Raw genomic sequence first — 26,060 nt, forward strand, 5'->3', positions numbered from 1 at the left:
TACTGTTTCGGTAGCCGCCGCATTCAAGAAGTCGTCTACCGAAGCCACATTTTGCAGGGTTGCGCTGGTGTTGGACACACTTTCCGCACCCTGCCGCTTCGTACGTGACGCTTTCTATGACACGCTCGTCTCGGGGAATCGCAGTCTGTCGTTATCTGGTGAAGCACTGTCGATGCTTCCGATCGAGACCAAAACGGTCACAATCAAGTGTGCGTCGGGTACACGCAACACAGCAACCTGGGCAGGAATTCCGATACTCGAACTGCTCTCTGCCGCCGACGTTTCAGACGAGACAACTCATTTGGTGGTCGAAAGTGATGGCGGCTATCGGATGTGTGTTGACATCCGCGCGGCGCTTGACGGCTTGCTTGCCTTCTTTCGTGACGGCACGCCAATTTTGGAGTGTGAACCATACGAAACACGGTTTATTACACCTGGTGTCGACGGCGCTCGAACGGTAAAGGCGGTCGCCCTACTGGAAGCACGACACCTCTCTCCGAGTGCTGACCCGGAATCTGTCGAAGAAATATCCAGAGAAGAAGAGTACTCCGCATGAGTGGCGAATTACCTGGCGTGACTGGCGTGGTTCTCGCAGGTGGGAACAGTCGTCGATTCGACGCCGGAGACAAGGCTCTTGCCACGCTTGACGGCGAGACGTTTCTCGAGCGAGTACTCGGTACGCTTCGTGCTTCGACAGCACAGCCACCAATTGTCGCAGTTCAAACTGAGGCCCAACGGGAGCAACTTCGCAGGACACTCCCACCGTCATGGGATGTGCGGTTCGTGTTCGACGACAACAGTCTCGCGGGACCGCTTTCCGGACTATTGTCAGCATGTGAGGCGGCACCGACACCGTGGATATTCGCAGTCGGGTGCGATATGCCGCTCTTGGATCCGAGAGCAGTCAGGGAATTGTGGACACGAGTTGCGAATCACGCTGAGAGAGCGCCTGAAGCAGTCGTCCCAGTTTCACGGCGCGGACGACGCGAACCACTACACGCGTTTTACCGACGCTCTGCGGTCATTAGCCACCGAAATAGTGTATCTGATGGGAGTAGTTTCAATGCGTTTCTCGCCGAGTTTGACCATGTCGACTACGCTGAGCTGAATGAACTACCGCAGTTGATCCGGCTCTCGACAACGAATATAAACACGGTCGCGGAACTCGAACACGTCACTGAGAGACAAAGGGAATAATCTGCTTTGATGGGATGAAAGCCTGCTAAGCCCCCAGCGTGCGTAAAGAGGGACTGGGGTGGTCAAAGGTCGATGATTCAACAGCGTCGTAGAACGCGTGGCTCTGATTGGCCTACCTGCCAAGGACGCGCTATCATGGGAGGCCGCCCGGATGCTGGCGGCATCCGGGCGGAGAGCCCGAATAGGTGTGGCTCTCTTCACGCACTTCCCACTCCAGAGGAACCATGTACTACCTCGGAATTCTGACAAGAAGTGAGTAGATTACCTGCGCTGTGTAAGATGAAGGGCGCGAATGTGGTACCGATTGAGACGGGCTCTGCGACGGTTAGTGATCGGTCAGTACAGAGGGTACAATCAGCACGAGAACTGCGTTATTTTCTCCAAAATAAATTCTGAATCTACTGATAGAATGTGCTTGTGAATGGAACTCTCTGTGAGGAAAATAGCAGCTACAGTTGGACCTTTACTGAGAGGATTCGTTTGTCGAATTCGTCTCGGTGTTACAAGCCATGAGCGTCGAAACAGTGTTCGCCGTGAGTTCTCCCACAGCGTTAATTTCTGCTCGCGTCGAGGACTCGTTACAGTCGAAGTTTCCGGGCGTTACTTGTTCTGTTTCTATCGCCTCTGTTTCGAGCACACTCATCCATAGGGAGTATGTCCCACTTTCGCTAAGGATAATCAATACTGTACTTTCAGGTTCCACCGTGTAGACTCCATCGAACTGTACTATTGATTCGTTCTCCACGAGGATTTGGGTCGTCCACGTTTCATCTGACGGGTTCCGAAGCATGAGCGTGTGGCTATGCTTTCCTGTATCTGCGGGAATGGGATCGTCACCAAGCGTGTGCGACGCTAGCCCATCAGCGGGAGCGGTTTCGGTGACAACACCGGGACACGCCATACGCGTCGAAATACTCATCGAATCGAGTGTGTCGTCGTCTTGAATGCTGACTGTCGTCCTAGTCACATTACAGGAGAACTGGCTCGGATCGATAGTAACCTGTTCAGTCGCATCCAACTCGGGGAGCGTCATACGAGCAGTATACGTATTGAGGTCAGTGAGTGACGCAGCGATACTCGCGTTTGCTTCGAACTCTACCGATTCCTCAAACACGGTCTCGTCGGCCTTTGAAACCGTAATCGTTCCTTGGTGGGGCTCCTCCGTCGGGTTCCCGAACGTGACGTGGTGAGTTTTTCTGAGACCACGCTCTTCGAGCGATCCGGTCCCAATAGTCCGCTCAGCGGTATCACCGGCTTCAATCAGTGTCTGCTCGGGCGTTTGTTTCGTCTCAGTCTGTCCACCCTCTGAGGTGGTAGTAGTCGTATCTGAGCCCGTCTCACGCGCTCTACTCCAAGTTGCTTGAGAGGTACAGCCCGCCGTTGCGGTTGCGAGACCAATTCCAGTGCTTGCCAGAAACGTTCTTCGTTTCATGGGCTATCATTGGAGGGGCCAAATATTGTCCTATCTCAGATTCAAATGGGTGTTTGAGTCCCAAAGACCACTTACATCGATTGGGTACGACTCCGCGCAGGACGATACGTCTGCCAGTACCATGCCATGAAAAGAAACAGGATCAGGAAGACACCGATCCCCAGAACGAATCCACCAGGACCGGTCCCAAACGTAACGAGTGTCTCCCACATAGTTGGGTCTGGTTGCTGTACAGGAGGTTCAGCTCCTCGGAGCGACGATGAGGGCGTCAGCACTGACCAGCGTGTGTGGACGATTCCACTGATAACTCCAACAAGACCTACTGCGCCGAAGACACGACGCAACGCGGTCGTGAGTGACGGGGCTGTCCGTTCCGCTCCGGCGAAGAGGACAAGTGCACTATTGCTCGGAGCGTATACGTCCATTTCACGCCCTTGCTCGGAATACCACGTTTCGATGACTTCCACGAGATCTGCGTCTTGGAGTCGGTTGAGATGATAACTGACGTTCTGTACTGAAGAGTCAAGTTCAGTGGCGATGTCCGACGCGGTCGTCGGTTCATGATATAGCTGATTAAGAATCCGGCGCGCCGTTGTTGAAGTGACCGCTGACAGAATCTGTTCCGCAGATTCATCTTCGAATCCAACGAGCCTCGGCTCTAATTCACGGTCCGAAGCTGTTTCGGGGGTAGGTTTCAGTGGTAATAGTGAAGACATAGTCGTCTTGTATCTTTGCGTTATCATTTGGGTAGGGAAGGCTCAAAGAAGTGTTTGAATCCGATTCAGGCATTATGGTCACCCAACTAAGTATCTCCTTGGATAGGTATGTGAATCCGGGACCAACCGATAGAACGTTTCTGTTTTAACATCTCTTACAGAAACTCAACTAATGACGGCACAGGACTCCTCGAAGACTGAAGACCGAAAAGACGACCACCTACAAATCGTTCAGGATCGGGATGTCGAAACGGCAGGGACGGGCTTCAACGATGTCCGACTCATCCATAACGCGCTTCCGGAACTCGATTACGATGCGATCGACCCCTCCATCGACTTCTTGGGTCACGACCTATCTGCCCCAATCTTCATCGAGAGTATGACGGGGGGGCACCAGAACACGACGGAGATTAATCGGGCGCTGGCCCGGGCCGCCAGCGAGACCGGTATCGCCATGGGTCTCGGTAGTCAGCGGGCAGGTCTCGAACTCGACGACGACCGCGTCCTCGAATCGTACACCGTCGTCCGCGATGCCGCACCCGATGCGTTCATCTACGGGAACCTCGGCGCTGCACAGCTTCGAGAGTACGACATTGAAATGGTCGAGCAGGCAGTCAAAATGATCGACGCCGACGCGCTCGCGGTTCACCTGAACTTCCTCCAGGAAGCCACCCAACCAGAAGGCGATGTCGATGGACGGAACTGTGTAGCTGCGATTGAACGAGTGTCTGAGTCACTCTCGGTGCCGATTATCGTCAAGGAAACAGGCAACGGGATTTCCAGGGAGACCGCCCGAGAGCTAACTGCGGCAGGCGTTGACGCGCTCGACGTCGCTGGAAAAGGTGGGACGACGTGGTCCGGGATCGAAGCCTACCGCGCAGCAGCCGCAAACGCGCCGCGACAGAAACGAATCGGCACCCTGTTTCGAGAATGGGGAATCCCAACCGCTGTAAGCACGATCGAGTGTGCTGCCGAACACGACTGCGTAATTGCGAGTGGTGGCGTACGAACGGGATTGGACGTGGCCAAAGCGATTGCCCTGGGTGCCCACGCCGGCGGGTTAGCGAAACCGTTCCTGAAACCAGCTACAGATGGGACAGACGCTGTCATCGAACGAGTCAAGGACCTGATCGCCGAGCTGCGGACAGCAATGTTTGTCACCGGCTCGGGATCGATCAACGAGCTTCAGCAGGTAGAATACGTGTTACACGGGGAGACGCGCGAGTACGTGGAACAACGAACCAGTAGCGAGTAGTACCCAACTCCCCAGTCTCAACAAATAGTTATCAGAATACCTCGTCAAACTGATAGAACTTACTACAGTCAATACGCAGGTACGTTCTATCGGTTGGTTCAGGACTCAAGTAGAGAAATAATGCGGCTTCCGTGTTGACTACATCCTCTGTATCCTACACGCCGTTTCTATCAGATTTGGACGATTTTATCAAAATCTACTACGGTGTAACCAATATTCGCCGCGGCTACAACAGGTTATGAAGAACTCCGTATTTGGTAACTGAGAATCGGCTTCTCAAACGAATGTTGTAGCCGGATACCGGAATCTACTACCCCAGGTCAAGGTTTACTACTACGACCAACAATCTGTCTCCTATGAGCGAACACACCAATTCGTCAAACAGCACTCGGAGTCTGACCCCGAAGACCTCGGATTTGTTCAATAGACTCTGAATATTCCCTGTCGCTAGTAGAGCGCAATTTTACTTCTCAATTCCGAGTCTGTCCGCCAGCTCGCCTTCATGATCAACTGCAAACTCCACAAGAGCCTCCATGAAATCAGCGTGCTTTTCGATCCCACCATCACCCGCTATCTTGGATTGCCCATCAAGACGATCGTAGAGGTTGTTGAGCTGATCTGCCTTCGTTTCTGGCAGATACATCGCGAGTTGCCGGCGGTTCCGAGTTGAGTCTGGATCCGGATTCGGCCCCGGCTTACTTGTATTATCTGTAGTACTCGAATTACCCGTATTATACGAGTTATCTGTAGTACCTGTACTATCCGTGTTATCTGTCGTATCCGAGTGACTCATATTAGTACCTGCCTCGTCGTCGCTGCTCTCATCTGAATCGCTATCACGCGAATCCGCTCGACGGTCATTGAATCGTTCGCCGAGTTCTTCTTTTGGATCAGTCATCGTTGAGGGATTCAACCTGTTCGGCGATAGTACTGTACTTGGTCCGTAGCTGGTCTATCTTGTCTGCGTCCCACGGGTACCCCGCATCATCCGGGTCATAGGCGAAGACCGACGTCCGGTATTCGATTGCGTGCTCGACAGCTGCCCAGTCCGGGATCTCGAAGACATAGTCTTCGCCAAACGCCTCGATGAACCATGTCCGCATCTCACTACTGACGCCGTCCTGTCCCACCTCGTTCAGCACAGCAGCTACTGTCGAAATCTGCACGTCGTCGAACTTGTCCTCGAGCGTGTCGATCTCGTCGAACAGAATCTCGAGTGAATCTCTCGCGATGGTGTTCGCGTGAGTCGGGAAGAGCACGTTCTCTGCGGCCAGCAGAGCACCATCAGCAAGTGGGCCGAGGTTCGGTGGCGAGTCAATCACGACGTAGTCGTACTCTGCTGTGAGCCGGTCGAGAGCGATCTTCAGCGCTTCTACCCCACGTGCTTCCGAGTACAAGTGCTTCTCCAATCTGAAGTTTCGTATATGGGATGGCACTATATCGAACTCATCACCGTGGACGATCAGCTCGTCAAGATCGTCAAGTGAGAGCTGGCCCATCTCGGAGAGCACGTCGTAGAGTGCATACTCTCCCTCGCGATACTGCTCTCGGTATCCAAGTTTGAGCGTCAACCCACCCTGTGGATCCGCATCAACAGCGAGTATATCATGGCCTCTGTCAGCAAGCGCGCCAGCGAGGTTGATACTCGTTGTTGTCTTGCCAACGCCGCCCTTCTGCATCCCGACGTCGACTCGCATTACCGCATCACCTGTATATCTCGCATAATACGGGTTCTACACATCATACATGTACTTGGTGAAACCTGTATCACATAAATCTACGTCAGACAGACGATCGACGGGGAGGCACCAGCTGTTATCCCCTCAACCAGTAGAAAATACCCTTCCAAAACCGAATTAAACAACTGGTTCGACAACGACGTGTTCGTGCTTGAGGCGCGGGGCTTTCGAACGCCCTTCTTCCGCATACTCGATGACATCGATGCTGGCGAGCTTCTGTAGATCACGGCTGATGACACCCTTGTCGTAGCCGAGCTCTTCAGCGAGAGCGCGAACTGAACGCGGGTCGTTGTCCTTCAGGTGGTCGAGCAGATCGAGGCGGCGGTCGTGGAAGACCTCCTCCGCACGGTCCCGGGCGAGGACTAGCGTGTCCGGGTAACCGTGCTGTGTAAGCGTTGCCGAGAACGCTGCGCGGAGTTCCAGACGCTCATCGATGTCCGCCTCTTCGCTCTCGAACTCGTTCGGATCGGGCACGGACGTTGGGGGATCTTCAAACTCAGGCATATTCATTACTCACTGACCGTTGTTAGAACCGCAACGCTCAAGAGTGTTTCGATAGTGTAGAATTCGGCTGTTTCAGGCGAAATTCTACCTTCTTCATCTATTGTCAAAAAGTTTAAGTGGCTTCGCCCCCTTGTACAAGATGAGAGCATCTCTGCTACGCCGGCCGGCGTCCTATCCATCTACTATCTGAGTAGCGGCTCTGTACACCGTGAAATCACCAGTCTCAGAGCGGGAGCTATGCTGGTGCGACGGACGCGCGCGAGCAGCGGATTCTCAGGTGTAAATCTATGAATACACACACAAACGCTACGACGACAGGTGTACAGGAGATCGACAATGGAGCGATTTGACAGTTCCGACCTTGGAGACTATCGGGGTGACACCTACTTACTCGTCGGGTTTGTTGAACCAGACCCGCACGAATATGACGAGTTTGACCCCGCAGAAGATGCCGTGAACTACGGATGGACTCTCGTTCAAAAAGCCGAGTCACCACTCGACGAAAACGTCGAGATCGCAAGGATGGATACACGTCACGGCCAACCCCATCTCGACAAGGAGTATCTTCCGCGCGGCACCAATGAAGAGAGGAAGATATTTCTCGAAGATGGCTACTCCTTCGAGCGGATGCGGGACTATCTCCTAGAGAACTGGCAGAAGTTCGCCGACCTCCACATCCACTACAACGAGTGACTCTCTGGCGGTGATGTTCACCGCACCCGGCACGATCTCTTCTCTAGCGAGAGGCCAGTGAGCTCGAGATCGCGCCGCCCGAAGAGGCGACTGTCGTCGACGTCGACGATAACACTATTGCTTCGACGTGGTTTCAGTACCGTCGAGCAGCAGCTGTGGTTCTACCGACGGGAAGGCACTATGCTCGAAGACAACTCATCTGACGGTAGCCACCGTCGACGGCCATCTCACCAGAGATTCGCATTCGCTCTGTTGGTTAATACTTCTCTGTGTTGGTTAAGGCTGTCTCCGAGGGATGACTCTCCCAACCCGGGGCTATCGATTGTTGTTCCACGGGAGTACATCAAACGACTCAGCGTATTCTAGGAAATTACCGGAACCGCTCTGGCGGGTAGAAGACAATATGGACAGTTGACCCGAGGTTGCACCACGATTTGGGGAGGATCGAGACCTCAAGACCCCACTCGGAAGCAAACTCGAAGACGTCGAACCAGAGGTTGTGTGGCGGCTCCTCACTCTCGAGCCGTTCGACGTTGCCGGGGTACACGTGCATTGAGTAGACCGCAGGCTCGCCGTCGTCGAGCCAGAGTGTCGCATGATCGCTGGCAGGTGGTTTGTGAGGCGGCCCAGACGGGTCGCTGTCGGCTTCGAGTGGGGAGTGGGGGCACTCGTCCTCACCGGTAATGAGGCGGCGGATACAGGCCGTCTCGGCAGGCTCGTCAACGCCGAACGCCTCGACGAATGCATCCCGCTGGTACTCCCCCATGATCGCCCCGAGTGCCCGCCAGATGTCGTCCCACGTCGGGTCGTCTGGCTCGTGATCGAGGTAGTCGTTGACGGCCTCGCGCATCTGCTCGTACTCATCCCACGCCGGGATCGGCTCGTTCGGTCCGGGTGTCGGCCAGTCGATGCGATTGTTGTCAGTCATTCATTCCATCCACCCCGACTGCACGGATGGGCTCATACGGTCGATTTAATTCTGGCAACATCATCATAATGACCTCGTTGATGATGCAAGGTCATACACTATTCCTGAGGTTCTCCACGTCTACTTTTTTTATTGTGTATGGTATGATAAATTGGAGGGAATAGGAGGTAAGTAAGTTGGTTGCACCAGTAAGTCAGATTGATGAAATTCTGGATAATGGATTCTCAGTACTTCACAAAGCCGCTTAGTTAGAACGTCTGCTTGCTGAAGGTGTGTCTACGACCCAGCAAGCAGACGGTGAGATCCATGAGGACCAGCTTCTTAACTTTCTCGTCAACCGCCTTGACGAGGAAGTTCCGCTCTCCTTAGCGAATAATGCTCAAATCACTTCTGAGGACATCTACGAGGTCCTCGTCGGCGCTTGCGCCGACGGGACCTCTGTCTCTACGCTCTGTGCTTCGAGCCAGAACACACCCGCTGCGAACACGACCCTCTACCACCTCCGGACGAAGTTCGAGCCGGATCGGCTCGAACGAGTCGCTAACACGCTCCTGCGGAAGAACCTTGATGAACTGCTCCCCGAGCAGGTGGGGGTCTGCGCAGACCTCCACCTGCGGCCCTACTACGGTGACGAAGACGACACAGACGGCCTCTATCATTCGGTCGCAAAGCGTGGAACCACCGCGTTCCACGCCTACGCCACACTCTACGCGCGTGTGAAGAACAAGCGTTACACGCTGGCGGTACGCCGTCTCGAAGACGGCGATACCGCCAGCAGCGTCCTCGCTGAGTTCCTCGGTGTGCTCGACGGCCTTGACGCCGAGGTCAAGGCCGTCTACCTTGATCGTGGATTCTACGACAGCAAGTGCCTCACGCTGCTTCAAGCGCACGATTACGCGTACGTGATCCCGATCATCCGGTGGGGTGAGACGATTCAGAAAGAACTCTCGAAAGGATGGAGCCGCGTCATTCAGCACGACCTGACAGGGAAACTCGACGGTCATAGCTGGACCGTCGAGTTTCCCGTCTACATCGACTGTACGTACCTAAACGGGAAGTACGACGAGAACGGCGTGGCGCGTCACGGCTACGCCGCTGACGCGCCGTTCATCGGCTCACCACGCGACGCTCGATACCACTACAGCAAGCGGTTCGGTATCGAGTCGAGCTATCGCTTGTTTGAGCAAGCGATAGCGACAACAACAACACGAGATCCAACGGTACGGCTGCTGTACGTCGTGGTGAGTCTGCTCTTACAGAACGTCTGGCGGTACCTCCACTACGAATATGTGGCGACGCCCCGCCGAGGCGGGCGTCGCCTCTGGTGGTGGCCGTACAAGGAGTTCGTCAATATGATTCGACGTGCTGCGTGGACGGCCCTCGCGGTGCGTCGGGCCGTCCCCGCGAATCGGCCACCTGACGACCGATTTCACCGCTAACCACCGACCGAGCAAGCCAGCGGAGTGAGTGGCGACGCTGTCGCGTCGGCGGCTAACCGCCGCCGACAGCGACAGCTCTCCATCGATCCGTCTGTGATTCTCTCGTCGAGACCGTCAGTACAACCGCTTCGACACAGAACTCAGACCGCAGAAACAGCTATCCGAGGATGCTTTGTGAGGTACTGATTCTGGAGACTCACGAGACAATGGGAAGAGTGGCTCTGTTGAAATCCTATTATTCAAATATTTTATTCTCTGAAAGATAAGTCGCTAACGACTGTATTCCGAGTAGAAGGTGGCCTGGCCGTTGTACCAAACATTCTTTTCAATTTGTCTCAAGAATCGAGTATGCGAACAAAAGAATTTGCTCAAGATACCGACGTAGTGTTTGACGCTTGTAGAGAAGTGGTCGGGTACGTTGGATGGGAGACAGTTGATGTTGAAAGTGAGAAATTGACTCTGACTGCTCACACACCGCTTTCTTGGAAGTCTTTCGGCGATAAAATTGAGATACGGGTGTCCAACGAGGACGATAACACGGTCGTAACTGTGTCATCAGAGCCAAGATTTTCGCTCACGAACTGGGGGAAAGACCTCGCAAATGAGGGCGTTTTCTTAGAAAAATTGGCACAGGAAATACACAGATACAATTCCCGCTAACGAACATCAAAAACCATGCTGTACTGAGTGACCGAGGATAAGAAAATATCAGATTCTGAGGATTTCAACAAGGCCGGTTTCCCTGGCTCTGTTGAAATCCTCAGAGAGTTACATGTTCATCGTATAATTCGACCAGATGAAGGCCCTCCCGAAGTCGCAGATTCTCCGGTTTACTGAGAAGGCGATCCATCTGGCCCGCCGAGCCGTTTCTCGATACTCCTCAAAGTTCTCCAAACACCGCTATACACTCCCGCAGCACGTTGTTCTACTGTGTCTCAAAGTGCGGAAGAACACGACCTACCGTGGCCTACTTGACGAACTGATTGAGATGCCACGCATCCGTCGTGTTCTCGGGCTAACCGAGCTTCCTACTGCTTCAACGCTCTGTAAGGCCTTCAACCGGCTTGATATGGCTGTGTGGCGTATCATTTTGACTCTCTCAGCGACGTTACTTCCGACAAGCGGAGTTGTTGGTGTTGATGCGTCAGGGTTCGACCGTAGTCACGCTTCGAAACACTACACGAAACGTGCTGAACTCACGATTCAGCAGCTCAAAGTGACGCTATTGGTCGATGCGAAAGTAAACGCGATTCTCGATTTACACGTGACGACGACACGAAAACACGATAGCCAGATTGCGCCGTCGTTGATCAAGCGCAACCCCGAGACCATCGACATTCTGCTCGGTGACAAGGGCTACGACGATCAGAAAATCAGACGGCTTGCCCGTCAATACGAGGTTCGGCCACTAATCAAGCATCGTGAGTTCACATCGCTCCACAAGGCATGGAACGCTCGCTTAGACGCTGATCTCTACGGCCAACGGAGTCAATCCGAGACTGTGAACTCAACGCTCAAGCGGAAGTACGGTGCGTTCGTTCGCTCACGGCAGTGGTGGAAGCAGTTCCGTGAACTCACTATCGCCTGTCTCGTTCATAATGTAGACCGGTCACTCTGAGTGGTCAATACAGGGGATAGACGTAGCAACAGTCGATGCTCTTTTTATTATAAAGATTGTATAGTATATTATGATCTCGCTCCAATTTGCGATTCCTCCTGCTGTTGGGCTTCTGGCTATAGTATGGCTTATTTTGCCCTTTGTAGTAAGCTACTGGGTGTACACCGATGCCAAGAAACGCGGCAACAACAACGCCGCGTTGTGGGCTATTGGTGTCGGCGTGCTCACAATCACGACGTTTTTCGGTGGGATACTCGCACTCGTCGTCTACATTTGGAGTCGCAACTAACTGACGGTCCTCGTTTACGCTATTCGAAAACGTTGGTGATACTCTTACTCTCTACAGTACTATCGCCACGGGGACGAGCTACTGACGAACAAGCAGTTCTCATCGACCGGCTGTTTCAGACGAAAATATGTCTGAACAATAGGATTTCAACAGAGCCGGAAGAGTGTATTTGCGAGACATGTCGTGGAACCACTTACTGAAGCGACTGGGGGTTCCGAAAGGGATATTTCGTGACCAGCGGATCGTTGATCTCACTGATGGTCCGCCGCCAGAGTTCTACAGCAGTTGAGTGCCGATAAAGCACGCAATCAACGTCAGCACACAAGCTTTACGCGGTCGAGAGCACATAGTGGGGATATAGTTTCACGACCGTCGCTCAATTACACCCCGAATTGCGATAATGGTCGGTCAGCGTGCTCGGAGAATCACCAGTCAGTTTGTTTCACTGTTGAAAAACCGCCCGCCACACCGAGAAGATTTAGGCGAGTCCAAGCTAGTCGATCTCGAATCTCTCATCAGCTTCAGTGCTGAGAACTTATTCATGAGTCATAGGCGGGTCGAGATGCACTCCTTTTGGCTCATAGTCATGATGGACTGTCCCGTCCATCTGGTATACCCACAAAAGGTAGTCTTCAATCCCAGTTTCTCCTAACCGACCCCAGTTAGTGTATTCAAATCCAACTTGCATAGCAGCCTCCCACACTTCTGCTCCTTGGCGAATGAGATGCGCTGCTAAACTTGGTCTGAGGTTGGAATCAAAGCAATTTCGCTGGCGGTCTATCCCTGATTTTTTAGCTATTTTCTGAATATATCCTGTCACACCCCCTTTGCCAATTGTATCGATATCAGTTATTTTCGATTTGTCATGCCATTTTAAAAGTCCTTCAAGTGGGAGTTCGTGCGCTTCGTCGGAGCTAGGAGGATGCCATCTCTTCGGGATTTGGAGAACCCAGTCTTCGGTAGTTGCTATGTGTTCGGACGGCACGACAATTAGTGTATCATGTCGATCACTATACAACCGATCGAGCCATTCTGTACTGAATTCTCCCAGTAATGGCGTTGTCAGGCCGGTGAAAGCAGAGAGAAGGCCGATGATCTTAGTGATTGGATCATCATACTGAACGGCAGTTTCAACAAATGCGCTGTACTCTCGTTCTTTGAGTGGCACCCTCACGTGTGGTCTTAGATTTGCCCGGACGCATGCTTGCCACCACCGGCCAAACCTGTCCATATAACACGTATAAGAGTACTTTCCAGAGACCTCGACTTCTCTGGGTGTTGGTGCTTTATTTCCATTCGCAAGGCGCTGGAGTTCACGGAGTAACTGCTTATCAGAGTAATAATGGTAGGATGGAGGCTCACACCCGGCGGCTTTGACTGCATCAGACCAAGTCCCGTATCGCTGTATAATCGTTTTTGCAGCGTATTTTCCTTTCTCATCGTATCTCGGAGAGGTTGGTGCACGTTCTCGTTCGTCTGAATGTTTGCGGATGTCAGATAGAAGATCTGAACTAGGAATGTCTCGGTATTGATTTGGTTCATATCCAGCTGCCTTGAGCGCGCTGCTGTAGCTTCCGAACCGTTTGTAGAGTGTGTCCGCGTGGTAGGTCCCATACTCATTATACTGCATCACAGTTGGCGTCTCCCCAACCTTTTTTTGAACCTCCTTAATATCTGTCAGTAAATGTTTATTTTCAATATTGACCTCACGAACAGGCACGTACCCAGCTGCTCTGATGCCCTCGTTGTAACTTCCAAAATGATAGACTAATGTACTGGTAGAGAACTCGCCGTGAGTTCCGTATTGGTCATACGTAGGTGGCCCTCCGAGCACTTTTGCAACTTTCTGGATATCAAGTATCAGTTCAGTGTCCGAGACAGGCTGCTTTCGATTCGGCTCATATCCGATCTCTTTCAATGCAGTGCCGAAACTTCCGAAACGCTTCCCAAGCGTATCTGCATGGTAATCCCCGTGTTCGTTGTATTGATCTCGTGTTGGTGTTTCACCGAGATTATCAGTAACCTCCGCAAGATTAGTTAACAGTTCCTCTGCTGGAATATCTATCCGCGAATTAACATCGATATCAGCGGATTTGAGAGCGTTATTGTATGTCCCAAATATATTGGTGAGACGACCGAGGCTGTGCTCTCCGTGTTGATCATACTGATGACTGGTTGGTGTCTTACCGAGCTTTGATTGGACACGCTGTAGATCGGAGAGTAGCTCACTTTTTGAGGCAGCAGTATGCCTGTTGAGATCATATCCAGCAACTCTAATTGCGTTGTTGTAACTTCCGAACTCACGGACAAGCGTATTTGCTGCGTGGTCCCCATGTTTCTTGTACTGATGTTGTGTCGGTGTCCCCTCGACAACATCAGCAACTCTTCGAAGATCATCAATTAGCTGATTTTTTGAGATATTTAATCCAGAATCACTCGGATCTGCTACCTGTTGGTTTGGTTCGAGTCCAGCAGTCCTAATTGCGTCGTTGTAGGACTCAAAACGGCTCACGAGGGTATGTCGGCTATGATTACCATGCTTTTGATATTCTGCCACTGTGGGTGTTTTTTTGAGTTGGTCAGCGACTCTCTGGAGATCGGAGATCAATTGTTTCTTGGGTATTTTGCGGCCCGGCATCTGAGTTAAAACATGGACTTATCTACATTTTTATCGAGCTCATTTCGTGCGAAATTCACGTACCGGTAGAAGGTCTCCTCAAGTTTGTGGCCGGTCTTAGTCATTGCGTATGCCGTTCTTGTGTCGTTCCGTGCCAGTTGCGTACAATAGCTTGCTCTCATGTCGTGTGCTACTATATCGGGGATCTTATCACCTTCCTTGTTTGTCCCAAATTTCCGAATTTGATCGTTTGGCACACCTTCTTGTATAAGTCGTTTCCTCCGCAATGTGGGGTTTATATCAGATTTAGCGCCGACTGCGCGGACCGCTTTATTAGCAAATCCAGTAGAAAAACCGTCTTTGCCATCTGCTTGAATCATGTCGAATCCGTATTTGCTCCCAGCTGGCGCAGTGGGTTCATCGAATGCGAAATAGCGTTCGCAACGATCCTTCAATCCGAAGTATTCCACCTCTCCGGTTGCATGATTCTTGTAAGAATTTGGGATAAGTAGCTGACGACCAGCAGATGTGGGTGTTTTGGGTGTGTAACCACCATCACCTGACCTCTCGCAAGAGCTGCAGACATTTTTGTTGCTGTCAGGCCCCTTTCGAGCTTTGTCAATCTCTTTGCGGCAGTTGTCGAAGTCAGGAACATCAAGGTACAGTTCATCTCCTCGGTAAGTGAACCAAAATTTATGAACGTGACCACAAGTATCATTTCTTATACCAGTACCGAGAAGGAGGTGTGCTGTCATCGCTTTGTGTGGATCAACGAGATCTTCATCGGCTGTGAGCACATCGACGAACATTTCTTGCCGGTTCTTGTGGAGAGGAATCGTTTTTCGTCGGGACATTTTGTTCTTGTTGTGAAAAGTCAAGTATTGGAGTGTAAAACCCTTGGGGTAAACTATCGGAATAAGATTTTCACAGATCTGCCGATAGAGAGTTTCTTTCATTTATATATAGTTGATATTTTTTCTATTCCGATATTCCGCCACGGAGTATCGGAATCCTATCCCCGATATATCATATCTTCTATGTTATTATCACGAATGCTTTTTCACCCTACGTGATAGATTTCATATGATTTGGCTTGAGCAAGTATAGGCATGTTGCATTGAACAAAAGAGAATGTCATGTGTAAAATAATTCCTTTCGGTTGTATTATTTTACTACCGTTATCTGTCATTATGATACAGAGATCTCACCTATTCTAATCCGATATATGAGGCAGGGTTAGACATTTTACCCATGGTCGCCCATGTGCCTAGTATGAGCACGGTTGAGAAAATTGAAATTGGTCGTCAACAGCCCCTTGAAATGGATTCACGAGGTCGGGTGACGATTCCAGCCAACATTCGGGAGAAGCACAAGATCCAACCAGAGGAAGGCAAAGAGATATGGGTCGAAGTGGAGCTCAAGTGGGCGGAGATTGAGGACGAAGAAGAGGGGGGTGACACCTAGAGCTGACGCTGGTTGCGGCAAGTGGATTGAGGCAGAGAAATTGGATCTGCCTCACTCCGGGTGGACTTCCTTGGCCGGGATATGTCCGCCTATTCCTTGTCGTCCCGGGTATTAGGGTCTTACTGTTTTTTGACCTGACTCCACGGGCTGACTCCAATCGAGATAATGCCGTGAGTGTTGGTAGCGCGCACGCGGCGAGCTCACCTGCTGTTGATCACGACGAAGATCGGGACGGTGGCTCCAAAGTTGGAGCTGGAGGCTGCTGTGAGTAAACCCGCCGACAGCACTCCGATAGACACCAGATCTTCGGGTACAACCCCTGGGGTCGACGCCGGGACCACCTACTCGCAGACGCCAAGTCTCGACGGGATTGTCGTTCACGATCCCGAATCAACCGCGACCGGCCTCTGGACGCAACTCACGGATCCATGGAGTGGCGCTGGACTCGCCGAGGCAATTGTCATCGCCGTGCGCGAACTCGTTACAGACAAGAGTCCTGTCGAGGCACATACACTGCTCGAGGACTTCGTCGACGATGCGCTCGATGGGGCACTTGCCCATGTCCTGCGGTCGTTGGCAGCGAGCCAGTCTGATCAGCGGTTCTGGAGGGCGCTTGTGACGCTGCCGCAGCTCGGGAGCGCCCGGCCGATGGGTTGTCGGTCCGACCTCGAGGACACCCACGCGGCGCTTGCACCGCTCGTAGAGAGCACGCACACGCCAACCGTCTCGATCCGGCTACCTGGCGGGTTTCGCGATGTCGACGCCGAGACGCGCCGATCGTGGTGTCATCTCGTCGCCGCTCTCGGCCAAGCAGCAGACGTTCGACTCGTCTGTTCAGGCGTCGATCGAGCGTGGCTCGCACATCACCATCGCGACGATCTCCCCGGCGTTAGTGATCGGTCGGATTCAGAGCTTGATGAGAACGCCCTCAAGACCGCGCTGGACGTCGTCGACGTTGGCAGCCGTCACGCCCGGGTGCTGTCGCTGCTCGCCGAGGAGGACACGGAGACGCTCGCCTACAGCCGCCTGTACAGCGCGTTCAGCGTGAATCATTCACGTGTACGGCAAGTCATTGGCGACCTCGTCGACGTCGAACTCGTCGAAACATATGGCTCATCCCAAGAACGGCGTGTCGAGTTGACTACGGCTGGACGTCAGTTCCATGAGCAAGAAATCGCTGTACAGCGGCGACTTGACGAGTGCGTTAGCAAATCTCGAAAACTCTCCACTGATAGCCGTGTAACCCCGCGTACACACGGGGAGGGTCCGGACCAGACTGAGACCACACCATCTAGCACCGCTGACCGCCACCGTCTCCCTTCTCACCACGAAACCCGCTACTGTGACCGACGTACAGCTGCCGCAGCCCTTGGAACAGCAACTGAGTCTGGGGTATCAGTGGTCAATTACCCAGTTGCCCCACAAGACGATCGGGCAGAAGGCCGGTGGCATCATGAAGACGGCCACCTCGCCGTTACTGCCGAGGGTGATAACCCCCTGCAGGTGTGGACCACGCTGGCGTTAGCTCTCGCCGATCATCGGACCTTCGACCAAATCCTCACCAAACACCGACTTGAGGACCACGGTGTACTCGACATGCTTGAGGACGGCAGGACGGTTCTCCGGGAGATGCGGAATATCGGCTGGCTCCCTGATGAGGTCGACTCCTATGACGACCTCCGTGGTGCGTTCCTCGAGGCGGCGGCCGAACTGGCCGAACTCACTGGGAAATATGCTGAAGCTGAGGATGATGAGCTCCGTGGCCCGATCACTCGGGATGCCCTCGGACTGGCTGGATCGCTGACGCATCTCCTTGACCTCGTCGACGTGGAGCTCACTCGAGTCGTGAAGCTTCCCGAGTTTTCGCGGCGGTTTGACGACGATCGTCGCGACGCCTTGTTCAACTCGCTCGCTATTGGCTCAGCCATCGGGAGCAACTACGGCCACCACGTTGCCTACCGACAGCTGTTCGAGGATCGGACTGACAAGCGACAGCAGGCGTTCGACCCGACTGTCGACGCCGCTGATCCATGGGCTCGACTCATCGGTTCGTGGACGCTGGTTGGGGACTTCGCTGGGAAGACTGAGGCCGTGGCCGACGCTCTTCGCGAGCATTTCGGCGGCCTTGACCCACACGAGGATGCCCCGGAGATCGCTATCCGTAGTGAGGTACGGACTGAGCCGACGCGCCGTCAAGTTACGGAGACGGCCCGTCGGATGCTCGCGACCAAGGACCTCCGACTCACTCCCGAGGCGACGTCCGTCCTCCACGGCCTCGCTCGGACCCCATTCGATGTCGCTGACGCCCTCCAGTATCTCGCCGGCGACAATGATGGCCGCCGGGTTGATGCTGCCGAGATCCGCTACGCTCTCGCCCAGTTAGATCCCGGCCGACTCCTCCGGGGGATCGACGGCCGACGGACCACGCCCCGAAAACTTGTCTCGACGCTCCTCGAGGCTGACCGCCCGATAAGTGGGGCCGATCTCGACGAGCGGGCCGATGTCTCAACTCGGTCGCGACGAGATCATCTCGCCGATCTCGTTGAGGTCGGTCTCGTCGAGGAGACCGGGCGGGTCTACCGGCTCACCCTCTCGTTCGACGCCGCCAATGGCGCCGACGCCGAGCGCTACACCGACGTATGGCCGGCACTTGTCGCGGATCCGGAGATGTCGCCATCGGTCCACGTCGCTGCGAAGGTGCTCCGAGTCAGTAGGGAGCACCACGGTCCGGGTGACCCCGTCGAGACAGTGGGGTGGCCGTATACTGGCGTTAGTGATCCACCCGACCTTCGCGAGCTCTCAACATCACGGCCATATCTCGATGATATCCTCCCAGCGCTGTGGGGTATCCGTGAACGCACCGAGTATGTCGATGATCCGGGTGTCACTCCCGCCCTGAGTACTGCTCCGCTTCGTGCCGGCCCATCAGTCGACCAGACAGCGCTCCAAGATGTAAGTGACGAGGGTGCTACAGGATAACGATCTCCCGGATTGTCTTGTCTTCGATGTAGTGGTACCCGCGGCGCTGAGCGTATCGATCTATCTGTTTGTGTTTCTCTCTTGAACTGGCCGGGGAGACTCTCAGACACGTTGTTGGAATTAATCAGCTCCCCAGTTCGACTGGTTCTTACAGCGGATCTGACTGGCGAGGTCTCAGCTGTTTGAATAGACGAGAATTTATGATGACTGACAGACCACCCGGCGTATGGATATCGACTGGGAACGCTATCAGGATAGCTACCCGTACCGAGCTTGTGTTTCTCTACACTACTTGGAACGGGCAATCCGAATCCCTGAACCAACGGGCCTTCAGGGCTACTGGGAGGAGTCTTGCGAGAAACGTCGCATTCCTCGCACTCGTGTTCGGAACGTTGTGGTTGCTGTCGGCTTCCGGTGGAACGTACGGGATAGCGATGGTCAGGGTCGGTGCGATAATCCTTGCTTGGACAGCTTTCAGAGTTCATGAGAAGGCGTTCAGGGAGGCGGCGTTGGTACCTGATGATCGGAAGGGTGATACACCGTATCAGGAACGGGTTTCAATGACGGCGATGAATTACGCGGATGCCGCGTCTGGCGTGTTGTTGGTGGCATCAGGATTCGTGGTGCGGGTGGTGATCTCTCTCGGATGACTCGGTTGAGGGTCAGGTGAACGGAATGTGTAGGATTTGGACGTAATTCAGGAGAATTGTGTAAAAGACATAGAGAACACTGAAAAACACGAATCCGGGATAGAGGAGTTCCTTTAACGACGAAATCGATAAGAACGGGTACTGGGGAGGCCTCACATCGGGTTCGGGTAAGTCATCGGGGAGGTAGTCAGGGATATTCTTGGCGTGTTCGTTACCAACTACGGCAACGACTCGACCTCCTTCCCGAGCTGCTTCGGTGATCTGTTCGGCGATTACCTCATCTCGACCGCCCTCTGACCTTCGAGACTCATGAATGCGGAGGACGAGGAGCGGCAGGAGCGAACTGACGAACAGCCAACCGGCGCCCGCCAAGACTCTGCCATCCATCCCGATGTAGAGCGAGTAGGTGAGAAGGACAAAAAAGAGGCTGACTGCGAACATCTGTACGAGTACGTGTGAGTTGTGAAGGACGTCGAGATCGGTTTTTCTGGTGTACTCGGTATCGGCGCCTTGCGCATCAGCAAGGTCTTCGAGGATGGTGTGATCAGCGTAGATTTGACGAGCGAATAAATATTGAAAAATGAGCATTATCCAGCCATACCACTGCTGTGTGAGGCTGTATTCGGCTTCCTCGGCTTGGCCTTCAAGAATGAGGTGATCCACCCCTTCAACGAGGATCTCGCGTTCCTCCTCGAGATCGGCGTTGGAACTGTGTATCTCGCCTTTTATTATAATGTCTGTCCCTGCGTCGCTCATTATCAAATATAACTCATCAGGGCTTGTTAATAGGAACCAGCATTGATGGGTAGTCCGCTCAGATGTCGTTAGGATCGATATCTCCAGCCAAATACTGTTTGCCCGCGTTAGTGATCTCGTAGTATCCTCGCTTGACGCGTTCGACGAAGCCATGATCGACAAGTTCTGAGAGTCGGCGGTTCACTTCACTTCTCGACTTGTCGATGTTGAATGCGATTACAGATGGTGACAGGACCAGCCCAGATGTGTCTAGCGCCTCGAGAATCCGATCGTCAATCGGCATCTGCATCCACGGCGCTGGCTCTCTCACTCAGATTCTCCTCTATTCCCCATCATCCTTCCGACCGATATATCAGATGCGATAACTATTTGATGATTTTAACCTCACTTATTAGTGAGATTTTTATATTTGCTCTACGTATCCAACTTGTGAGCCATGGTGTCACAATATCGTTCGCTGCTTCGAGTGGCTCGGAATGGACTCATTCAACAAATGGGTTCAGAAGCCGCGAAGCTATCTGATGAACAACTTCCCACGAGGCTTGCCTCTGGCGTGGTAACGATGAGGATTCTATGACAGCAAACTCCTCTGGTAATCCCGACATCGTCAATCCTGAGATGAAGTTGGAAGATGTTCGCGAAGGAATAGACGCCAACACATGTGAAGGACGGGGACGAGAAACTGCTTCTGGCCGGGGATACAACGCGGAACGCCTCGCTAACGCCATATTTAGTGAATTGGGATTGATTAATCGGTGGTCAGTACAACCTCACGTTGACGCCTACATTCGCGGTGAGGTACCCTACTATATAGAGGTCAAGTCCTGCGTCAACCGGTATCAGAGTAGCAACAAAGAGTTGGGTCGATACGGTCAGTTCCGGATCTGGTGGCCTCATCATAACCGACTCCAAGCTGAAAACTCAGTTTACGATTCACGAACAGCGATTTACTTTTTTGTCGTGTATGCCGTTATAGATGGGATCGAAAAGGAAGTGGGAAAACTGATTGTACCTGTTGAGAAGATTGACGACGTTCTCGATAGGTGGTCTCTGGAAGACCATGTGACGATGGGTGAGCAACGATGCCGTCAAATATCGTGGCATCTCCTTCTGAAGCGATTGGGCGTTTCGATAGATGAATTCAAATCTGAAGATATTATCGACCTCACAGATGAGTGACTCACGACTCGCTCCAGTTGCGTTTGACATCGAGACTTCTGGATTTGATGCGGACGCGGTCATCACCGTTGCTGGGTTCGCCCACGGTCTCGGTGAATCGCTTATTCTCAATACTGGCGGCCATAGCGAGGTAGATCGCAACACACTGGTGACGGCACTTGATGAGGAGTCAACTGGGACGGTCCAGCTCGAAGTCGTTGCTGACGAGGGCAAACTCCTTGAGCTGGTCGCGTCGTTTGTCACGGACCAACTCGATGGTGACACCCACTACGTGACCGCGTTCAACGGCGAGACGTGGAACGGTGGGTTCGATCTTCCCTTCTGTCGGACGCGATTTCTCCAACATGGACTACGATGGCCCTTTGGTGACATCGCGTACGCCGACATGATACAGGTGGTTGACCGGTTCAATACACAGGATCAGACTGATCTCGTTGGGGTGTATGATGTCCTTGTTGGTGAGGAGACGTGCGACCCGTTCGACGATAGCGCTGAAGCCGTTGACGCGTTCCAGGCCGGCGACTGGCTTCCACTCTGTAAGCACAACCTAGCCGACATCCAGCGAACCCGGAAGTTGGCTGAACTGGCCGGGCAGTTTGTCGCTCAGTCGGATTTCAAGATGAAGAATCTCCAGCCACCACATCGATGAAGGATTTATCGTGAACGAAATGCCGCGAGATGTAGAGCAGCATGTCGATTGGATAGCGAGGGACCTACCTTCGTCACAGATCACAACTGCGCGATGGCTACTCGCGGCCCGCAGTCACGCTATTTTTTAGAGTAGTACTTTCGCCCCGCTCGCCCGAAGTATATACTCAACGTCGAAAGTTTTGAGACACAGAAGCTCATCGTTTGAGTATGTCCAAGGACGGGAACAAGATTCCCGATCTTTCAGTTGAGCGCGTCCGCGAGCAGCTCGCGGACGAGCGTGATCCGAAAGCAATCAAACGGCTCACTACTGCACGCGAATATCTCGCTGGGCTATCTCCAGATAAGATCGAGGAAAAATACGGATGGCCTCGTCAGACAGTGTACAACTGGTTGGATCGCTTCGAAGAGCGCGACTTTGAAGACGCGCTCTACGACGACGAACGTCCAGGAAGACCGCCTGAGCTCTCTGACGAACAGTTCCAACAATTCGCTGAAACACTCAACCAATCACCCGAAGAAGCTGGATACGATGAGCCTGCTTGGTCGAGTATACTAGCTCAACAACACCTCATAACTGAGTTTGATGTTGCACATTCCCGGCGTCACGTTCAGCGACTAATGAAAGAGGCCGAGGTTTCCTGGAAGAAACCTCGGCCAGAACCAGCCTCGGCTGACGAGGAAGATCTTGAACGGTACGACGACGAGCTCAAAAAAAGTCGGGAGACGGGATGAAGACAGGCTGGTCATAACGATTGATCAGTTCAGGAAATCGGTTGGAGCTGATCTCAGATATGCGTGGTTTCCGATTGACGAGAGGCCGACAGTGAACGTGTCGGCCTCTCGTGATGGAATCAATTTCTTGGGCGGTCTCACCGAGAACGGCGAGACCATGTTTTTGGAATGCGCTGGTTCGTTCAACAAGGAAACGACGGTTCGATTTCTCCAGTCACTTCAGGCAAGATTCGGAGAGAAACTGCTCGTGGTTCTCGACAAAGGTTCCTATTTCACAGCGAAGAAAGTCAAGGAGTTTGCCGAGAAATCGAAGCTAGAGCTTCTATATCTCCCGACTGGGATGGCTAAGCTAAATCCAACCGAGGAGTGTTGGCGACAACTCAGATCAACCCTTGGTAATCAATACTTTGGAGAAATTGACGAACTTCGGAGTGAGATCCGCTCAGCGATGAAAGAGATCAATCCGCCCGGAGTGTATCAGTATCTCTGTCGGTGAGTATAAGTCGCAGAGTCTGTAATCTCGAGGTGAGGGAGCAAAGCTGAGTCGGTCTCACCGACCGAACCAACTCTAAAACAGTGTCACACGCTCCCTCTCCCCCTGAAAGAAGCCGCCGATCTCGTGAGAATGACCCCCGATAATCCAGAGACGGTCCGTGGCACCTGCTCATTCTGTGGCGAGGCAGTTACCGGCCAGCACGCGATCATCGAGTATGAAACAGCTAGCGGTGAACCGGGCGTGTGGGCCGAATGCCCCGGCTGTAGCGAAATCGTCGATCCCATCAATGCTCAGTAAACAGTTCATCCAGCAGATTGTCAGACTCAGACCCCCATCGACAACGCACCACGAGTGCCGTCACTGTGGGTACAGCGTGGAGAAAGACGTCGACGAATGTCCACAGTGTGGCTCTCACGAGATTGCGGCCTACGACCTCGAGTAATTGGTGAAGGGCTCACAGTTGGTAGAGAAGCTCAATACCTTATGTAGCATCCGGACGCTAATGTGGCTCCAATTGTTACATAAGGTATGGAGCAGCCGTCACCGCCCGCCTCGCTCCCGAAGTATCTCGCGGAGGGGCTCCCGAAACAGGATACGGAGACGCTCCAAGAGGCACACAGCTACGTCGAGGCGCTGATCAAGTATCGCGACCAGTCGATCGACGCCGATGAACTGCCCGAGGCTGCCGAGCCCGTCGACGAGCCTAACAATTCGGAGAACGGAACGGTCGTCAAAGAGAAAGTCACCTGTGGCGATGCGAGCTGTAAATGCGCCAGCGGAGATCGTCAGGATATGCACGGACCGTATCTCTACCGCTACTATCGTGAGAATGGGACGATGAAATCGGAGTACATCGGGAAACCAGGAAGTGAGTAGCGGTAGATCGAGACGGCCAAAATTTCGACGACGCCGGCCCTACAGGCGGTCGGTGATAAATCGACGTTAGAGCGCCCGTGAGTCGTGTGCGACGATACTGGCAAACGCGACGTTCTCTTGGACCTGCTCAATTTCGACTGTCGGCTCATCACCTGGTTGTCCGCCGGGGACGATCACGACGTAGCCGCGTTCAACCTTCGCGATGCCGTCGCCCTGATCACCAGTCGTTTCGATCGTCACGTCGCGGACCTCACCTTCATTTACCGGAGGACCGTCCGACGTCGGAGCCGTATCTTGTGTAGTCGATTGCTGTTGCTCTTGGTGAGTCTTCTGGTCTGTCGAGGGTTCTGACGCCAAGATCGCGACGCGGTACGTTTCGTTGGCAGCGAGCGTGTCATGTTCGATTTCACTCGCCGGAATATCGACGACATATGACCCATCACGTTCTTCGAGTTGAGCACTGAATACAGAGCGAAGCGAATCAGAAATCTCGATCATCAAGTATCACGAGTCTAAGCTATCCAACGTACCTAAATCTCGCGTTTTACGCTACTCTGAGATGGTAATCTAGTATTTCTGAAGAGAACATGTGGATCTCGAACAGAAGCTCCTCGAAAAACGAGCAGGTCGAATCGGTCAATACAAAGACAGTCTGTCGTGATCGGAATTGTGAGGGCTTGCGGCGGCTTAGGCACAACTTCGGCACAGGAGGCCCAAGACGACGATGAAGTACGATGCGACCGCGATGAGTGACCGACGGGACGCGCTTGACCGGATAAGCTGAACGTCATCGCCATCATGGTGAGAAACCCGTCTGTAATTCGTTGACTAAGTCCGCCTATCCACAGGTTTCGATCGAAACCGCGTTGGCTTCTTCTGCTAGGCTTCTTGCTTCGTCGAAGTTCCCAGCATCGGCTTCCTCACTTGCCTCAAGCATTAATTCGGTTATCTCGACGTACTTGCCGGCATAACACGTCTGTGTAATGAATGTGTCTCGAAGGGATTGTGTCACCTCCTCCTCGCCTTCACGGTACATCGACTCTGCTTCTTCGAGGTGTTCAAGCGCGTCGGCAAAGATATTAGCTGCTGTTCCGTAATCCTCGTCTTGAAATGCTTCATATGCGGTGTTGTAATCAGCCAATCCGCGGTCAAGGGGAATGCCCGCTTCCATGACTAACAGATACCCCGCGATGAGTTCATTCATTTCGTCGATGGCGTTTTCAGCTTCGGCATAATCGATTCCTGTGCCCGTGCCATCACCGAGTTCCGCAAAGGTTGCGTCCATCTCATCAACTTGTGAGTTTGCCTCCTCAAATGTGGCTCTAGCATCGGAGAGAGAGTCTGCGGCATCTTCGTACCGGGAATTATTCTCGTAGGAAATCGCCGTTGAAATCTGGTTGATGCCTTCACCGAGACTGATGATCGCATTAAGGAACTGGTCGATGAATTCAGCGACAAGTTCGAGTTCAGCGACCTGTTCTCGTTGAGTATCTGTCGTCGCAGTTTCGTTAGCTTCCTCAATCGAGGTGTTGGCACTTCCGAGTGCCGCCTCTACCCCTGCAGTCGAGATAGACGCATCTGTACTGGAGTAGGCCCACGCAGTATCAATCTCCTCAAGAATGAGGTCGAGAGCTTCGTTTAGATCCTCTCTGGCAGCTTCGAGTGCTTCCGTCGCGTCGGGGTTTGTAGTTGCGTCTGAATCGTTGGCGTCGTCCGATCCTGCGCTACCATCCTCAGATTTGTCACTCTCCTCAGACCCGCCACCCGTACAGCCGGACACACCAAGAGTTAGTATAGTCCCCGCACCTGTCAAGTACCGGCGTCGTTCCATGATTCTCACTATCAGCGGG

General features: G+C 53.1%; 27 protein-coding genes. 15 read left to right on the forward strand and 12 right to left on the reverse strand.

The window, feature by feature from the left end; genetic code table 11:
• The first annotated feature begins 67 nt into the window (after positions 1-67).
• Positions 68-556: a molybdopterin-dependent oxidoreductase gene (locus tag EXE46_RS05875; protein ID WP_241981506.1), complete on the forward strand. Its 489-nt coding sequence runs from the start codon at positions 68-70 to the stop codon at positions 554-556.
• Complete coding sequence (locus EXE46_RS05880) at positions 553-1,197, forward strand: molybdenum cofactor guanylyltransferase (RefSeq protein ID WP_137687552.1); 645 nt, start codon at positions 553-555, stop codon at positions 1,195-1,197. Before EXE46_RS05875 ends, EXE46_RS05880 begins: the two co-directional genes overlap by 4 nt.
• A gap of 463 nt (positions 1,198-1,660) precedes the next feature.
• On the opposite strand, the gene EXE46_RS05885 is transcribed toward EXE46_RS05880, so the two are convergent.
• Positions 1,661-2,629, reverse strand: coding sequence for a hypothetical protein (locus EXE46_RS05885; RefSeq protein ID WP_137687553.1), 969 nt, complete (start codon positions 2,627-2,629; stop codon positions 1,661-1,663).
• Between the two features lie 71 nt (positions 2,630-2,700).
• Complete coding sequence (locus tag EXE46_RS05890; RefSeq protein ID WP_080509875.1) at positions 2,701-3,345, reverse strand: helix-turn-helix domain-containing protein; 645 nt, start codon at positions 3,343-3,345, stop codon at positions 2,701-2,703.
• A gap of 172 nt (positions 3,346-3,517) precedes the next feature.
• Here EXE46_RS05890 and fni point away from each other — a divergent pair, with 172 nt between their 5' ends.
• Complete coding sequence (gene fni / locus EXE46_RS05895; RefSeq protein WP_004597834.1) at positions 3,518-4,600, forward strand: type 2 isopentenyl-diphosphate Delta-isomerase; 1,083 nt, start codon at positions 3,518-3,520, stop codon at positions 4,598-4,600.
• Positions 4,601-5,063: 463 nt separating this feature from the next.
• On the opposite strand, the gene EXE46_RS05900 is transcribed toward fni, so the two are convergent.
• From EXE46_RS05900 to EXE46_RS05910, 3 genes are all read right to left on the reverse strand, one after another.
• The gene (locus EXE46_RS05900) at positions 5,064-5,498 is read right to left on the reverse strand and encodes a hypothetical protein (protein WP_137687554.1); all 435 of its coding nucleotides are present in this window, start codon (positions 5,496-5,498) and stop codon (positions 5,064-5,066) included.
• Positions 5,491-6,297 (reverse strand): ParA family protein, encoded by an 807-nt coding sequence (locus tag EXE46_RS05905; protein ID WP_137687555.1) that lies wholly within the window; start codon positions 6,295-6,297, stop codon positions 5,491-5,493. Before EXE46_RS05905 ends, EXE46_RS05900 begins: the two co-directional genes overlap by 8 nt.
• A gap of 159 nt (positions 6,298-6,456) precedes the next feature.
• The gene (locus tag EXE46_RS05910; protein WP_241981498.1) at positions 6,457-6,813 is read right to left on the reverse strand and encodes a helix-turn-helix domain-containing protein; all 357 of its coding nucleotides are present in this window, start codon (positions 6,811-6,813) and stop codon (positions 6,457-6,459) included.
• A 366-nt stretch (positions 6,814-7,179) separates the two neighbouring features.
• Between EXE46_RS05910 and EXE46_RS05915 the strand changes: the two genes are divergently transcribed.
• The gene (locus tag EXE46_RS05915; protein ID WP_137687557.1) at positions 7,180-7,536 is read left to right on the forward strand and encodes a hypothetical protein; all 357 of its coding nucleotides are present in this window, start codon (positions 7,180-7,182) and stop codon (positions 7,534-7,536) included.
• 370 nt (positions 7,537-7,906) lie between these two features.
• Here the strand turns inward: EXE46_RS05915 and EXE46_RS05920 are convergent, their stop codons facing one another.
• Complete coding sequence (locus EXE46_RS05920) at positions 7,907-8,464, reverse strand: hypothetical protein (RefSeq protein ID WP_137687558.1); 558 nt, start codon at positions 8,462-8,464, stop codon at positions 7,907-7,909.
• A gap of 272 nt (positions 8,465-8,736) precedes the next feature.
• Between EXE46_RS05920 and EXE46_RS05925 the strand changes: the two genes are divergently transcribed.
• The 4 genes from EXE46_RS05925 to EXE46_RS05940 all read left to right on the forward strand — a co-directional run bounded on the left by EXE46_RS05925 (position 8,737) and on the right by EXE46_RS05940 (position 11,810).
• On the forward strand, positions 8,737-9,903 hold the full coding sequence (locus tag EXE46_RS05925) for an ISH3 family transposase (protein WP_137687559.1): 1,167 nt from the start codon (positions 8,737-8,739) through the stop codon (positions 9,901-9,903).
• 348 nt (positions 9,904-10,251) lie between these two features.
• Complete coding sequence (locus tag EXE46_RS05930; RefSeq protein ID WP_137687560.1) at positions 10,252-10,563, forward strand: DUF1499 domain-containing protein; 312 nt, start codon at positions 10,252-10,254, stop codon at positions 10,561-10,563.
• A 136-nt stretch (positions 10,564-10,699) separates the two neighbouring features.
• Positions 10,700-11,521, forward strand: coding sequence for an IS5 family transposase (locus tag EXE46_RS05935; protein ID WP_137687561.1), 822 nt, complete (start codon positions 10,700-10,702; stop codon positions 11,519-11,521).
• A 70-nt stretch (positions 11,522-11,591) separates the two neighbouring features.
• Positions 11,592-11,810: a hypothetical protein gene (locus tag EXE46_RS05940; RefSeq protein WP_137687562.1), complete on the forward strand. Its 219-nt coding sequence runs from the start codon at positions 11,592-11,594 to the stop codon at positions 11,808-11,810.
• A 535-nt stretch (positions 11,811-12,345) separates the two neighbouring features.
• On the opposite strand, the gene EXE46_RS05945 is transcribed toward EXE46_RS05940, so the two are convergent.
• Both EXE46_RS05945 and EXE46_RS05950 read right to left on the reverse strand, forming a co-directional pair.
• On the reverse strand, positions 12,346-14,448 hold the full coding sequence (locus EXE46_RS05945; RefSeq protein WP_137687563.1) for a homing endonuclease associated repeat-containing protein: 2,103 nt from the start codon (positions 14,446-14,448) through the stop codon (positions 12,346-12,348).
• Between the two features lie 5 nt (positions 14,449-14,453).
• On the reverse strand, positions 14,454-15,383 hold the full coding sequence (locus EXE46_RS05950; protein WP_137687564.1) for a hypothetical protein: 930 nt from the start codon (positions 15,381-15,383) through the stop codon (positions 14,454-14,456).
• A gap of 316 nt (positions 15,384-15,699) precedes the next feature.
• Between EXE46_RS05950 and EXE46_RS05955 the strand changes: the two genes are divergently transcribed.
• The 3 genes from EXE46_RS05955 to EXE46_RS05965 all read left to right on the forward strand — a co-directional run bounded on the left by EXE46_RS05955 (position 15,700) and on the right by EXE46_RS05965 (position 19,520).
• Positions 15,700-15,891: a hypothetical protein gene (locus tag EXE46_RS05955; protein WP_137687565.1), complete on the forward strand. Its 192-nt coding sequence runs from the start codon at positions 15,700-15,702 to the stop codon at positions 15,889-15,891.
• 210 nt (positions 15,892-16,101) lie between these two features.
• Positions 16,102-18,870, forward strand: coding sequence for a hypothetical protein (locus tag EXE46_RS05960; RefSeq protein WP_137687566.1), 2,769 nt, complete (start codon positions 16,102-16,104; stop codon positions 18,868-18,870).
• A 203-nt stretch (positions 18,871-19,073) separates the two neighbouring features.
• A complete protein-coding gene (locus EXE46_RS05965; RefSeq protein ID WP_137687567.1) occupies positions 19,074-19,520 on the forward strand; it encodes a hypothetical protein in 447 nt (148 codons plus the stop codon).
• A 12-nt stretch (positions 19,521-19,532) separates the two neighbouring features.
• Here the strand turns inward: EXE46_RS05965 and EXE46_RS05970 are convergent, their stop codons facing one another.
• The gene (locus tag EXE46_RS05970) at positions 19,533-20,276 is read right to left on the reverse strand and encodes a hypothetical protein (protein WP_137687568.1); all 744 of its coding nucleotides are present in this window, start codon (positions 20,274-20,276) and stop codon (positions 19,533-19,535) included.
• Positions 20,277-20,334: 58 nt separating this feature from the next.
• The gene (locus tag EXE46_RS05975; RefSeq protein ID WP_159369402.1) at positions 20,335-20,565 is read right to left on the reverse strand and encodes a winged helix-turn-helix domain-containing protein; all 231 of its coding nucleotides are present in this window, start codon (positions 20,563-20,565) and stop codon (positions 20,335-20,337) included.
• A gap of 284 nt (positions 20,566-20,849) precedes the next feature.
• Here EXE46_RS05975 and EXE46_RS05980 point away from each other — a divergent pair, with 284 nt between their 5' ends.
• The 4 genes from EXE46_RS05980 (at position 20,850) to EXE46_RS05995 (ending at position 24,210) form a co-directional block, all read left to right on the forward strand.
• Positions 20,850-21,455, forward strand: a complete 606-nt coding sequence (locus EXE46_RS05980) for a hypothetical protein (protein ID WP_137687569.1) — start codon at positions 20,850-20,852, stop codon at positions 21,453-21,455.
• The gene (locus EXE46_RS05985; RefSeq protein WP_137687570.1) at positions 21,448-22,104 is read left to right on the forward strand and encodes a hypothetical protein; all 657 of its coding nucleotides are present in this window, start codon (positions 21,448-21,450) and stop codon (positions 22,102-22,104) included. The genes EXE46_RS05980 and EXE46_RS05985 overlap by 8 nt, the downstream gene beginning before the upstream one ends.
• Before the next feature lie 209 nt (positions 22,105-22,313).
• Positions 22,314-23,334, forward strand: a protein-coding gene (locus tag EXE46_RS05990) for an IS630 family transposase (RefSeq protein ID WP_089309092.1) whose coding sequence is annotated in 2 segments (ribosomal slippage) — positions 22,314-22,814 and positions 22,816-23,334 — 1,020 coding nt in all. Because the reading frame shifts where the segments join, the coding sequence is not laid out codon by codon here.
• A gap of 528 nt (positions 23,335-23,862) precedes the next feature.
• Complete coding sequence (locus EXE46_RS05995; RefSeq protein ID WP_137687571.1) at positions 23,863-24,210, forward strand: DUF6788 family protein; 348 nt, start codon at positions 23,863-23,865, stop codon at positions 24,208-24,210.
• Between the two features lie 66 nt (positions 24,211-24,276).
• Here EXE46_RS05995 and EXE46_RS06000 read toward each other — a convergent pair whose 3' ends face one another.
• On the reverse strand, positions 24,277-24,708 hold the full coding sequence (locus EXE46_RS06000; protein ID WP_137687572.1) for a TRAM domain-containing protein: 432 nt from the start codon (positions 24,706-24,708) through the stop codon (positions 24,277-24,279).
• Positions 24,709-25,048: 340 nt separating this feature from the next.
• Positions 25,049-26,041 (reverse strand): hypothetical protein, encoded by a 993-nt coding sequence (locus EXE46_RS06010; RefSeq protein WP_137687573.1) that lies wholly within the window; start codon positions 26,039-26,041, stop codon positions 25,049-25,051.
• Positions 26,042-26,060: the final 19 nt, after the last annotated feature.

Source organism: Halorubrum sp. GN11_10-6_MGM, assembly GCF_005435165.1.
In the GTDB taxonomy this organism is placed as follows: Archaea; Halobacteriota; Halobacteria; order Halobacteriales; family Haloferacaceae; genus Halorubrum.